The sequence below is a fragment of the Cereibacter sp. Soil_C_27 genome (assembly GCF_057657095.1).
The window spans coordinates 202,566-215,087 of the sequence record NZ_JBDGJD010000005.1 but is presented as its reverse complement, the minus strand read 5'-3'; the positions used below and the strand labels follow the sequence as shown (position 1 = coordinate 215,087).

Here is a 12,522-nt window from a genome sequence, read left to right as displayed (position 1 = left end):
CCGCACAATGCACAGGAGGTCCGCATGGCCCGTCTTCTGACGCCACATATCGCCACGATGACCGAACTGCGTGAACCGCATAAGGTCCTGGAACGCTCGGGCGGCAAGCCGGTGGCGATCCTCAAGAACTCGGCATTGGTCGGCTACCTCGTCCCCGCCGATGCCGTCGCCAGCGAAGAGCCGCGTGCTGCCACCCGCGAAGAGGTGATGGAAAGCCTCGCGCGCCGTCGTGCGGTCAACCAGCCCGTCCTCGACTACCTCAAGGACAAGTGATTTTCCTGTTTTGAGCCCGTTTTGAGATTGTGCAGATGTTCCAAGTGCTGACCCTCGATCTGGTCGAAGCGATTCATGATGCCGTTCTGAACCCCGGGGAACTCACCGGGCGCGCCGGCGGCGCCTCTCTCGAAGGGGCGCTTGCACGCGTGGACAACCGGCTGGCCTACGGTCTCATCGTCGATGTCTTCGACCTCGCCGCCGCCTATGCCGTCGCCATCGCCCGCGGCCATTGCTTCAACGACGCCAACAAGCGCACCGCCCATCAGTCCATGGACGTCTGTCTTGACCTCAACGGTGTCCAGATCGCATGGCAGGCAGAGGATGTCGGCCCCGTCATCATCCGCGTGGCGCAGGGTCACATGGACGAATCCGCCCTCGCCGACTGGCTGCGTGCGAAATCCCGCTGACCCCAGATCTTGCGAACACCTCGCTTGGGATGCTCTACTGCTACCCCAACAAGACTTAAAGAGAATCGAGCACCCAATGGCCAACGATCTCCTCTCCGGCCAGCCGGAAACCTATGACGCCTCCTCCATCGAGGTGCTGGAAGGGCTGGAGCCCGTCCGCAAACGCCCCGGCATGTATATCGGCGGCACGGACGAGCGCGCCCTGCACCACCTCGTCGCCGAGGTGCTCGACAACTCGATGGACGAGGCCGTCGCCGGTCACGCCACACGGATCGAGGTGGAGCTGCACGCCGATTACTCCATCACCATCCGCGACAACGGCCGCGGCATCCCGATCGACCCCCATCCGAAATTCCCGACGAAATCCGCGCTGGAGGTGATCCTCTGCACGCTGCACTCGGGCGGGAAATTCTCCGGCAAGGCCTACCAGACCTCCGGCGGCCTGCACGGCGTCGGCGCCTCGGTGGTCAACGCCCTCTCCGACACCATGCGGGTCGAGGTCGCCCGCAACCGCGAGCTCTACGCCCAGAGCTTCTCCCGCGGCATCCCGCAGGGCCCCGTCAAGATGATCGGCCCCGCTCCGAACCGCCGCGGCACCTCGGTCACCTTCCACCCCGATCCCGAGATCTTCGGCCACCTCCAGTTCAAGCCCGCCCGCCTGCTGAAGATGGTCCGCTCCAAGGCCTATCTCTTCTCCGGCGTCGAGATCCGCTGGAAATCCGCCATTGCCGACGGCGACACCCCGCAGGAGGCCGTGTTCCACTTCCCCGGCGGCCTCGCCGACTACCTCGCCGAGCAGCTCAGCAGCGCCACCACCTATGCCGAGAAGCCCTTCGCCGGGAAGATCGGCTTCCAGGAGAAGTTCAACGTCCCCGGCTCGGTCGAATGGGCGATCAACTGGACGCCCGCGCGCGACGGCTTCATCCAGTCCTATTGCAACACCGTCCCCACCCCCGAGGGCGGCACGCATGAAAGCGGGTTCTGGTCCGCCATCCTCAAGGGCATCCGCGCGTACGGCGAGCTGGTCAAGAACCGCAAGGCCGACCAGATCACCCGCGACGACATGCTCGCGGGCGGCTGCGCGCTGATCTCGGTCTTCATCCGCGAGCCGCAATTCGTCGGCCAGACCAAGGACCGCCTCGCCACCGAAGAGGCCGCGCGCCTGGTGGAAAACGCCGTGCGCGACCACTTCGACAACTGGCTCGCCGCCAACACCAAATCCGCCGGGGCCATCCTCGATTTCCTCGTACTGCGCGCCGAGGAACGCCTGCGCCGCCGTCAGGAAAAGGAAACCGCCCGCAAGACCGCCACCAAGAAGCTGCGCCTGCCCGGCAAGCTGACCGACTGCACCTCGAAGACCCGCGAGGGCACCGAGCTCTTCATCGTCGAGGGCGACTCAGCCGGCGGCTCGGCCAAAGGCGCCCGCGACCGCGAGACCCAGGCCCTCCTGCCGCTGAAGGGCAAGATCCTCAACGTCCTCGGCGCCGCCTCGGCGAAACTGAACGACAATTCGGAAATCCGCGACATCTGCGAGGCGCTCGGCGTCTCGATGGGCACCCGCTTCAAGGTCGACGACCTGCGCTACGACAAGATCATCATCATGACCGATGCCGATGTCGACGGCGCCCATATCGCCTCGCTCCTGATGACCTTCTTCTACACCCAGATGCGCCCGATGATCGACAAGGGCCACCTCTACCTCGCCTGCCCGCCGCTCTACCGCCTGACCCAGGGCGCGCGGCGGATGTATGTGGCCGATGACGTAGAGAAGGAGCTCTGGCTCGCCAAGGGTCTCGGCGGCAAGGGCAAGATCGACGTGCAGCGCTTCAAGGGTCTGGGCGAGATGGACGCCAAGGACCTCAAGGACACCACGATGAACCCCCTCACCCGCAAGCTGATCCGGGTGAGCATCGACGAGGACGAACCGGGCGAGACCGGCGATCTGGTGGAGCGGCTGATGGGCAAGAAACCCGAGCTGCGCTTCCAGTACATCCAGGAGAACGCGCGGTTCGTGGAGGAACTCGACGTCTGATCTCCCCCGGGGCTTAACCGCCCGGTAACCACGTCTCCGACAGGATGGGCGTCACGCTTGACGCCTTAATGTATGCATATTAAATGTGGGACTGGGACGAGAAAAAGCGCCGCAGCAACTTCGCCAAGCACGGCGTGGATTTCGCGGCTATCGAAGATTTCGAATGGTCTTCGGCGCTGATCCGAACCGACGCGCGACGCGACTACAGTGAACTTCGCGAGGCTGCTCTCGGCCTGATCGGAGCGAGAGTGCACTTCGTCGCGTTCACGCGCCGAAGCGGGCGCATTCGGATAATCTGCCTGCGCAAGGCGAATGGCCGGGAGGAAAAGCTATGGATCGCAGAACGAGGAAGCTAGCGCCGGTCTCCGCCGAGGAAGACGCCGCGATCACCGCCGCCGCCGAGTCGGACCCGGACACCTGGATCTGGACCGACGAGGATTTCGCACGCGCCCGCCCGGTCACCGACTTCCCCGAACTGGTGGAGATCCTGCGCCGCCACGGCCGCCCGGTGCTGCCCGAGGAGGAGCGCAAGCAGCGCGTCACCATGTATCTCGACCGCGACGTGCTGGCCCGGCTGAAGGCCGGCGGCAAAGGCTGGCAGACCCGCGCCAATGCCAAGCTGCGCGAGGCGCTGGGGCTCTGACACCCGCCTTGCCGCCCTGCGCCCGCGCCCTACCCTTCTTCCCATGCGCGCCGTGGTTCTCGCCCTCCTCCTCGCCGCCCCCGCCGCCGCTCAGGAGGTGGATCTGGAGCTTGTGCTCCTTGCCGATGCCTCCGGCTCCATCACCCAGTCCGAGATCGAGTTCCAGCGCCAGGGCTACGCCACGGCCATCACCGACCCGGCGGTGCTCAACGCCATCGCCAGCACCCTGACCGGCACCATCGCCGTCACATACGTCGAATGGGCCGCCAATCAGGCCACCGTGGTCGACTGGACGATCATCGACGGCCCCGAGACCGCGCAGGCCTTCGCCGCCGCCCTGATCCCCCCGCCGCGTCAGGCCTACGGCCGCAACGCCATCGGCGCCGCGCTGATCGAGGGCCAGCGCCTGATCGAGCGCAACGAGGTCCGCAGCCTGCGACAGGTCATCGACTTCTCCGGCGACAGCATCGCCAACTACGGCGGCGGCATCGGCATCGAGGAGGCCCGCGACCGCGTCGTCGCCACCGGGATCACCATCAACGGCCTGCCGATCCTCTGCGAGGACTGCCCCGGCCGCTCCGGCCCGAACCTCGAACAGGCCTATGCCGACCGCATCATCGGCGGCCCCGGTGCCTTCGTCGTCACCGCCGACGGCCGCGCCAGCTTCGCCGCCGCCGTCCGCCGCAAACTCATCCTCGAAATCGCGGCGCGCTGAAGGCGCCCTGCCGACGGATGGCACGCATGGTGGGGTGAAACCCCACCCTACGCGTCACCAAAGACACGCGTCTCCACGGCACCTCCCATCGGCGCAGCATCCCCCACGCCTCGTAGGGTGGGGTTCCACCCCACCTTCCCCGGGCATCGCCTGTCGCCGGCACATCCCCGCGCTCCGTAGGGTGGGGTTCCACCCCACCCTTCCCGCCAATCACCCGTCGCCGCGCTCCGCACGGTGCGCAGTCATTGCGCGCCGCTCGCCGCCGCCCGTCCCCCTCACTCCCCCTGCAACCCCCGCAAATACTGTTCCAACTGCACCAGGCGGATCGGCGTCGGCGTCAATATCCCGTCGCCCCCGTCATAGGGCACCACATCCCCTTCAAGGAGCGATCCGAATTCCGGCATCACCCGTCCCTCCGGCTTCGCATAGCCCCAGATCTGCGCCATGGTCGCGGTGCCCGGGAATTCCCCGTTGTTCCGGGCCGACAGCGTCGTCAGATCGGCGGGCGCCTGATCCAGCAATGCCGCCATGTCGCCATCGCCCTTGCCGCCGATGCCGTGGCACCCGGCGCAGAGCGCGTTGAAGTCTGATTTCCCCGTCGGGGTCTCGAGCGGAACGCAGGCCGCGAGCGTCGCGGCGGCGATGGCGAGGATGAGGGGGGTTGGCAGGCGCATGATGTCCTCCTGAGGCTCGGCAGAGCACAACAGAACCGGCGCCGCCGCTCCATGATGCATATCATGGCAAAGCAAATGGGTTTACAAATGATTAAGCGAAATCAGCTTTTATCGTGAAATCAGACATTTGCCGCCCGTTTCACGCGTGAAAATCACACGACCCGCCCCGCCTCCAGCCGCACCACCCGGTCCATCCGCGCCGCCAGCTCCAGATTATGCGTGGCGATCAGCGCCGAAAGCCCGGTCTCGCGCACCAGATCCATCAGCACGCCGAAAACCTGATCCGAGGTGCCGGGATCGAGGTTCCCGGTCGGCTCGTCCGCCAGCAACAGCCGCGGCCCGTTCGCCATGGCCCGGCAGAAGGCCACCCGCTGCTGCTCGCCCCCGGACAGCGCCGCCGGCCGATTCCCCGCCCGTGCCGCGATCCCGACCCGTTCCAAGAGCTCCCTGGCCCGCGCCGCGGCCGCCGCCCGCGACACCCCGTTCGCGAGCTGCGGCAGGACGATGTTCTCCAGCGCCGAGAACTCGGGCAGGAGGTGGTGGAACTGGTAGATGAACCCCACATCCGCCCGCCGCGCCTCGGTCCGGGCCCGGTCCGACAGGCCCGCCATGTCTTCCCCGCCGATCTCCACCACCCCCTCGTCGGCGGTATCGAGCAGGCCCGCGATATGCAGCAGCGTCGACTTCCCCGCCCCCGAGGGCGCGACCAGGGCCACCACCTCGCCCCGCGCGACCGAGATCGTCGCCCCGCGCAGCACCGTCACCTCGCCGGGCTTGCCCTTGTTGTAGGCCTTGCGGAGCCCCTCCAGCCGCAGCATCGTCTCACTCATAGCGCAGCGCCTCCACCGGGTTCATCCGCGCCGCCCGCCGCGCCGGAAACAGCGTGACGATGAAGGACAGGCCCAGCGACAGCGAGACCGCCGACAGAACATCCACCGGCTGCAGCTTGGCCGGCAGGGCATAGATGCCACGGATCGACGGATCCCAGACCCCGCCCCCGGCGACGTAGTTCACGAGGGAAAAGATCGGGTCGATGTAGATCGCGAAGAGACAGCCGAGAAGCACCCCCATCGCCGTGCCGATCAGCCCGGTCGAGGCGCCGCAGATGAAGAACACCCGCAGGATCGAGCCCTCGGTCAGCCCCATGGTCCGCAGGATGCCGATGTCGCGGCCCTTGTTCTTCACCAGCATGATCAGCCCCGAGATGATGTTCATCGCCGCGATCAGCACGAGGATCGACAGGATGATGAACATCACGTTGTCCTCGATATCCAGCGCCCTGAGGAAGCTCCCCGCCGAATCCCGCCATGTCCAGAGCATCGAGCCCTCGCCCGCCGCCTGCATCAGGGGCAGCGCCAGCGCGTCGACCTCTTCGGGCTCGGCCACCATCACCTCGATCTCGTCGGCGACGCCCTCGCGGTTGAAATAGCTCTGCGCCTCGGCGAAGGGCAGGTAGATCCGGGTCCGGTCGATGTCGTAGCGCCCGGCGGTGAAGACATAGACCACCTCATAGGCCGAGACCCGCGGCGAGGTGCCGAAGGCGGTCTTCACCCCGTTGGGCGAGATCAGCCGGATCCGGTCGCCGACCGTCACCCCCAGCTCGCGCGCGATGCCGGAGCCGATGGCGATGCCCTCGCCGTAACGCGCGATATCGCCGAAGGCGTCGGCGCCGATCCCGACCCGGGGGATCGACTTCAGATCCTCGGCCCGCATGCCGAAGACCTCGGCGCCGAGATTGGTCTCGCCCGCCGTCACCATCACCTGCCCTTTCACAAGGGGGGCGGCGCGGGTGACGCCCGGAACCGCGGCGACGCGCTCGGCCACGGCGTCATAATCCTCGAAGCCGCGGATCATCTGACCGGTCTCGGTGACGCGCCCCGCCGAGTAGACGGTGACATGGGCATTGGCGCCGAGGATCGTGTCGACGAATTCGGCGCGGAAGCCGGCGCGGACGGCCAGCGTGGCGATCAGCGCGAAGACGGCGAGGGTGATGCCGATCAGGCTGATCCAGGTCATCACCGACACGCCGCCCTCGGCGCGCCGGGCGCGCAGGTAGCGCCAGGCGATCATCCACTCGAATCCGGCGAAAGGCGCGGTGCGCTTGGCCATGGGTCGCTCCTGTTGAAGACCGGGACCCAAGATCCTTCAGAAGGATCTTGGGAAAAATCTTCTGAAGATTTTTCCGGCTCAGATCCCGGCGTAGATCTGGACCAGCCGCTCGATCGCATCGCCGGCCGACATCTCCTCGCTGACGCCGGTGCGGCGCGAGGTCAGTTCCACCTTGCCATTGGCGATGCCGCGCGGGCCGACGGTGATGCGCCAGGGCAGGCCGATCAGGTCCATCGTGGCGAATTTCGCCCCGGCCCGCTCGTCGCGGTCGTCATAGAGCGGGTCGAGACCCTTGGCCTTGAGATCGCGGTAGAGCCCCTCGCAGGCCAGATCGGTCGAGCTGTCGCCCTGCTTGAGGTTGACGATGCCGACGCCGAACGGCGTGACGCCCTCGGGCCAGATGATGCCCTTGTCGTCATGGCTGGCCTCGATGATTGCGCCGAGCAGGCGCGATACGCCGATGCCGTGCGAGCCCATGTGGACCGGCACGCGGCTGCCGTCGGGGGTGACGACGGTCGCGCCCATCGGCTCGGAATATTTGGTGCCGAAGTAGAAGATCTGCCCGACCTCGATGCCGCGCGCCGACTTGCGGCGCTCTTCCGGGATCGCGTCGAACAGGGCCGCGTCATGGGTCTCGTCGGTGCGGGCGTAGAGCGAGGTGAACTCCTCCATCACGGCCTGGCACTGCACCTTGTCGTCGTAGTCGATCTCGCGCTGGCCCAGACGGATGTCGGTCACGGCGCTGTCGTAGAACACCTCGGATTCGCCGGTCGCGGCCAGCACGAGGAACTCATGCGTGTCATCGCCGCCGATCGGCCCCGAATCCGCGCGCATCGGGATCGCCTGAAGGCCCATGCGCTCGTAGGTGCGCAGGTAGCTCACCAGATGGCGGTTGTAGGCGTGCAGCGCGTCTTCCTTGGTCAGGTCGAAGTTGTAGCCGTCCTTCATCAGGAACTCGCGGCCGCGCATCACGCCGAAGCGGGGGCGCATCTCGTCGCGGAACTTCCACTGGATGTGGTAGAGCGTCAGCGGCAGGTCCTTGTAGCTGCCGACATGGCTGCGGAAGATGTCGGTGATCATCTCCTCATTGGTGGGCCCGTAGAGCATCTCGCGCTCCTGCCGGTCCTTGATGCGCAGCATCTCCTGACCGTAATCGTCGTAGCGCCCGCTCTCGCGCCAGAGGTCGGCCGGCTGCAGCGTCGGCATCAGGAGCGGGATGTGCCCGGCGCGAGCCTGTTCCTCATGCACGATCTGCTCGATCCGGCGCAGCACCTTGAAGCCGAGCGGCAGCCAGGAATAGATGCCCGCCGCCTGCTGCTTGATCATCCCGGCGCGCAGCATGTAGCGGTGCGACACGATCTGCGCCTCGGCGGGGTTCTCTTTCAGGACGGGCAGGAAATAACGGCTGAGACGCATGAGGAAGCCCCTGTGAACTGGCGTGGTTGAGAGGGGTTTAGGCGACGGGCGGGGGGCAGGCAAGCGCCAGCGGTGCAGGCAGGCTGCGGCACCGGCGGGCAAAGGCCGGTCGCGCGGGCCGATTTCCCGGCTCAGGCGGGCTCTGCCCTTGCATGGGCCGGGGGCTTGGGCCATCTGTCTTTGGCAACTTCGGGGTGTCACCATGGTTCTGCCGGTCAACCATCAAGCCAGATACTGGGGCCTCGCCGCCGTGGGCTTCTTCCTCGTGCTCTGGCTTCTGGGCGACACGATCCTGCCCTTCCTCGTCGGCGGCGCCATCGCCTATTTCCTCGACCCGGTTGCGGACCGGCTGGAGCGGGCGGGCATGAGCCGGGTGATGGCGACGGCGGTGATCTCGGTGGCGATGCTGCTGGTGGTGGTGCTGCTGGTGCTGGCGGTGATCCCGACGCTGATCTCGCAGCTGACCGCGCTGATCAATCAGGCGCCCGCGATCTTCCGCCAGCTGCAGACCTTCCTGACCGAGCATTTCCCCGACCTGAACGACGAGACGAGCACGATCCGCCAGACGCTGCTGTCGATCGGCGACACGATCAAGGAGCGGGGCGGCGAGCTCGCCAATACGCTGCTGCTCTCGGCCTACAGCGTGATCAACGCGGTGGTGTTCATGGTCGTGGTGCCGGTGGTGGCGTTCTATCTGCTGCTCGACTGGGACAAGATGGTGGCCAAGGTCGACAGCTGGCTGCCGCGCGACCATGCGCCGACGCTGCGGCGGCTGGCGAGCGAGATCGATCAGGTGCTGGCGGGCTTCGTGCGCGGGCAGATCTCGGTCTGTCTGGTGCTCGGCACCTTCTATTCGGTGGCGCTGATGGCGGCGGGGCTGCAATTCGGGCTGATCGTCGGGGCGATCGCCGGGGCGATCACCTTCATCCCCTATGTCGGCGCGCTGATCGGCGGAGCGTTGGCGCTGGGGCTCGCGCTGTTCCAGTTCTGGGGCGACTGGTTCTCCATCGGACTGATCGCCGGGATCTTCGCGCTGGGGCAGTTCCTCGAGGGCAATGTCATCACCCCGCGTCTGGTGGGGGGCTCGGTCGGGCTGCATCCGTTGTGGCTGCTCTTTGCGCTCTCGGCCTTCGGCACGCTCTTCGGCTTCGTCGGCATGCTGGTGGCAGTGCCGGTTGCGGCGGCCATCGGGGTGCTGATGCGCTTTGGCATCACGCAATACACCGGCAGCCGGCTCTATCGCGGCAAGGAAAGCATCGTGCTTCTCGAGGAAGATCGGTGAAGGGACAGCTTGCGTTCGACCTGCCGGTGCGGCCCGCGCTGCGGCGGGAGGATTTCTTCGTCTCGCCCGCCAATGCGCTGGCGCTGGCGGCGCTGGACGGCTGGCGCGACTGGCCGCGCGGCAAGATGGTGCTGGTCGGCCCTGCCGGTGCGGGCAAGACGCATCTGGTGCATGTCTGGGCGGCGATGACCGGGGCGGAGATCGTGCCGGCGGGCACCCTTGCCGCCGCCGAGATCCCCCTGCTTGCCGCTGCGGGCTCGGTCGCGGTGGAGGATGCCGACGCCCTGCCCGACCGCGCGGCGGAGGAGGCGCTGTTTCACCTGCACAACCTGCTGGCCGCGCAGGGCGGCACGCTGCTGATGACCGCCGACGGCCCGCCGCGCGACTGGCGGCTGGGGCTGCCCGATCTGGCAAGCCGGGTGCAGGCGGCGGCGGTGACGCGGCTGGAGCCACCGGACGACGCGCTTCTGTCGGCGGTGCTGATCAAGCTGTTCTCCGACCGCCAGATCGCGGTGCCGCCCGCGCTGATCCCCTATCTCGTGCAACGGATGGACAGGTCGTTCGAGGCGGCGCGCGGGCTGGTCGCGGCACTCGATGCGCGCTCGCTGGCCGAGGGGCGGCCTGTCACGCGCGCCCTCGCCGCGGCGGTTCTGGACAGGCCCGACGTCGGATGATCTGATGTCACCAAAGCTTCACGCTGCATATCGATAAGCAGGCGAAAGATTGAAGGCAGACGGATGACACAGGCAGACTTCCTCAAGGCACCCTTTCCGGAACCCGTGAAGATGAGCGAGGCCGAGACCACCGGGGCGCGGCGTTTCTTCAACCGGGAGCTCAGCTGGCTGGCCTTCAACTGGCGCGTGCTCGACGAAGCCTCCAACCCCAAGGTGCCCTTGCTGGAGCGGCTGCGCTTCCTGTCGATCTCGGCCACCAACCTCGACGAATTCTACACCGTCCGCGTCGCCGGGCTGAGGGCGCTGGCGCGCAGCGGCAACCCGACCCATTCCGAGGATGGCCGCAGCCCCGCCGATCAGCTGGTGCTGATCAACGCCGATGCGCGGCGGCTGATGCAGACCCAGCAGAGCGTGTGGAACAAGCTCAAGCGCGAGATGGAGGCCGAGGGCATATCGATCCTGACGCGCTCCAAGCTGACGGCGCGCGATCTGAAGCATCTGGAGGATCACTTCCTCAACAAGGTCTTCCCGGTGCTGTCGCCGCTGGCGATCGACCCGGCGCATCCCTTTCCCTTCATCCCCAATACCGGCTTCTGTCTGGGGCTGGAGCTGGAGCGTGGTTCGGACCGGCGCAGCCTGCAGGCGCTGCTGCCGATCCCGCAGCAGATCGCCCGTTTCGTGGCGCTGCCGGCGAAACCGGGCGAGCACCGCTTCCTGCCCCTGGAAGAGCTGCTTCTCCTGCATCTGAACATGCTCTTCCCCGGCTATACCGACCGCGGCCATTGCGCCTTCCGGGTGCTGCGCGACAGCGATCTGGAGGTGGAGGACGAGGCCGAGGATCTGGTGCGCGAGTTCGAGACCGCGCTGAAGCGCCGCCGCCGCGGCGAGGTGATCCGCATGAAGATCTCGGCCGGCGCGCCGCACGACCTGCATGCGCTCATCATGGAAGAGCTGGGCGTCACCCCCGACGAGGTGGTGGAGGTGCGGGGGCTGCTGGGGGTCGCGGATCTGAAGGAGCTGGTGATCTCGTCGCGGCCCGACCTGCTGTGGCCCGCCTTCACCCCCCGCGTGCCGGAGCGGGTGACGGATCACGAGGGCGACATGTTCGCGGCGATCCGGCAGAAGGACATGCTGCTGCATCACCCCTACGAGACCTTCGACATGGTGATCCGCTTCCTGCAGCAGGCGGCGACCGACCCGAACGTGCTGGCGATCAAGCAGACGCTCTACCGCACCTCGCATGACAGCCCGATCGTCTCGGCGCTCTGCGAGGCGGCGGAGGCGGGGAAATCGGTCACGGCGCTGGTGGAGCTGAAGGCACGTTTCGACGAGGCCGCCAATATCCGCCAGTCGCGCCGGCTGGAGCGGGCGGGGGCGCATGTCGTCTACGGCTTCATCCACTACAAGACCCATGCCAAGATCAGCACGGTCGTGCGGCGCGAGGGCGACAACCTCGTGACCTACACCCATTACGGGACCGGCAACTATCACCCGATCACCGCGCGGATCTACACGGATCTCTCGTTCTTCACCTGCGATGCGGCGCTGGGGCGCGATGCGACCAAGGTGTTCAACTACCTGTCGGGCTACGTCCAGCCCGAGGGGCTGGAGAACCTCGCCATCTCGCCGATCACCCTGCGCCCGCGGCTGCACGAGCTGATCGCCGCCGAGGCGGCGCATGCGCAGGCGGGGCGACCGGGGGAGATCTGGCTGAAGGTCAATTCGATCATCGACCCCGATCTGATCGACGCGCTCTATGCCGCGAGTCAGGCGGGCGTGAAGATCAGCCTGATCATCCGCGGCATCTGCGGGCTTCGCCCCGGGGTGAAGGGGCTGTCCGAAAACATCCGGGTGAAATCGGTGGTGGGGCGGTTCCTCGAGCACAGCCGGATCGTCTGTTTCGGCAACGGCCACGGCCTGCCTTCGAAGAAGGCGCGGGTGTTCTTCTCCTCCGCGGACTGGATGGGGCGCAACATGAACCGCCGGGTCGAGACGCTGGTCGAGGCGCATAACCCGACGGTGAAATCGCAGATCGTCCAGCAGATCATGGCCGCCAACCTCGCCGACGAGGCGCAGAGCTGGGTGCTGCAGCCGGACGGGCGCTATCTGCGCCACCTCTCGGGCGAGGAAGGCACGCTGTTCAACTGCCATCGTTTCTTCATGGAAAATCCCTCGCTTTCAGGGCGCGGAACCGCCGGGGCCAAGGACGTGCCGCGTCTGGCCGCGATCCGGGACGAGACCGCCGCATGAGCTTCGGCATTGACCGGAGGCTCGCGACGGTTACTTTGCCCGGC

General features: G+C 67.0%; 13 protein-coding genes. 9 read left to right on the top strand and 4 right to left on the bottom strand.

Annotated elements, in window-relative coordinates; genetic code table 11:
- Positions 1-24 precede the first annotated feature (24 nt).
- The 6 genes from AC3A5Z_RS18505 (at position 25) to AC3A5Z_RS18480 (ending at position 4,073) form a co-directional block, all read left to right on the top strand.
- Positions 25-273, top strand: coding sequence for a hypothetical protein (locus tag AC3A5Z_RS18505; protein WP_487520787.1), 249 nt, complete (start codon positions 25-27; stop codon positions 271-273).
- A 35-nt stretch (positions 274-308) separates the two neighbouring features.
- Positions 309-683 carry a type II toxin-antitoxin system death-on-curing family toxin gene (locus AC3A5Z_RS18500; RefSeq protein WP_487520786.1) on the top strand — a complete coding sequence of 125 codons (375 nt, stop codon included), beginning with the start codon at positions 309-311 and terminating at the stop codon, positions 681-683.
- A 76-nt stretch (positions 684-759) separates the two neighbouring features.
- Positions 760-2,715, top strand: a complete 1,956-nt coding sequence (parE, locus tag AC3A5Z_RS18495) for a DNA topoisomerase IV subunit B (RefSeq protein ID WP_444668279.1) — start codon at positions 760-762, stop codon at positions 2,713-2,715.
- An 83-nt stretch (positions 2,716-2,798) separates the two neighbouring features.
- The gene (locus AC3A5Z_RS18490; RefSeq protein ID WP_136792628.1) at positions 2,799-3,071 is read left to right on the top strand and encodes a BrnT family toxin; all 273 of its coding nucleotides are present in this window, start codon (positions 2,799-2,801) and stop codon (positions 3,069-3,071) included.
- Positions 3,047-3,358 carry a BrnA antitoxin family protein gene (locus tag AC3A5Z_RS18485; RefSeq protein WP_487520785.1) on the top strand — a complete coding sequence of 104 codons (312 nt, stop codon included), beginning with the start codon at positions 3,047-3,049 and terminating at the stop codon, positions 3,356-3,358. The genes AC3A5Z_RS18490 and AC3A5Z_RS18485 overlap by 25 nt, the downstream gene beginning before the upstream one ends.
- Before the next feature lie 43 nt (positions 3,359-3,401).
- Entirely contained in the window at positions 3,402-4,073 is a 672-nt protein-coding gene (locus AC3A5Z_RS18480) for a DUF1194 domain-containing protein (RefSeq protein ID WP_487520784.1), read from the top strand.
- Between the two features lie 275 nt (positions 4,074-4,348).
- Here AC3A5Z_RS18480 and AC3A5Z_RS18475 read toward each other — a convergent pair whose 3' ends face one another.
- From AC3A5Z_RS18475 to proS, 4 genes are all read right to left on the bottom strand, one after another.
- Positions 4,349-4,747 (bottom strand): c-type cytochrome, encoded by a 399-nt coding sequence (locus tag AC3A5Z_RS18475; RefSeq protein ID WP_487520783.1) that lies wholly within the window; start codon positions 4,745-4,747, stop codon positions 4,349-4,351.
- Positions 4,748-4,899: 152 nt separating this feature from the next.
- Positions 4,900-5,577, bottom strand: coding sequence for an ABC transporter ATP-binding protein (locus AC3A5Z_RS18470; protein WP_487520782.1), 678 nt, complete (start codon positions 5,575-5,577; stop codon positions 4,900-4,902).
- A complete protein-coding gene (locus tag AC3A5Z_RS18465; RefSeq protein ID WP_487520781.1) occupies positions 5,570-6,856 on the bottom strand; it encodes a lipoprotein-releasing ABC transporter permease subunit in 1,287 nt (428 codons plus the stop codon). The genes AC3A5Z_RS18470 and AC3A5Z_RS18465 overlap by 8 nt, the downstream gene beginning before the upstream one ends.
- A 78-nt stretch (positions 6,857-6,934) precedes the next feature.
- A complete protein-coding gene (gene proS, locus AC3A5Z_RS18460; RefSeq protein ID WP_487520780.1) occupies positions 6,935-8,272 on the bottom strand; it encodes a proline--tRNA ligase in 1,338 nt (445 codons plus the stop codon).
- 202 nt (positions 8,273-8,474) lie between these two features.
- Between proS and AC3A5Z_RS18455 the strand changes: the two genes are divergently transcribed.
- The 3 genes from AC3A5Z_RS18455 (at position 8,475) to AC3A5Z_RS18445 (ending at position 12,478) form a co-directional block, all read left to right on the top strand.
- A complete protein-coding gene (locus AC3A5Z_RS18455) occupies positions 8,475-9,554 on the top strand; it encodes an AI-2E family transporter (protein WP_487520779.1) in 1,080 nt (359 codons plus the stop codon).
- Complete coding sequence (locus AC3A5Z_RS18450) at positions 9,551-10,228, top strand: P-loop NTPase family protein (protein WP_487520778.1); 678 nt, start codon at positions 9,551-9,553, stop codon at positions 10,226-10,228. The genes AC3A5Z_RS18455 and AC3A5Z_RS18450 overlap by 4 nt, the downstream gene beginning before the upstream one ends.
- Positions 10,229-10,291: 63 nt before the next feature.
- Complete coding sequence (locus tag AC3A5Z_RS18445) at positions 10,292-12,478, top strand: RNA degradosome polyphosphate kinase (protein ID WP_487520777.1); 2,187 nt, start codon at positions 10,292-10,294, stop codon at positions 12,476-12,478.
- Positions 12,479-12,522 lie beyond the last annotated feature (44 nt).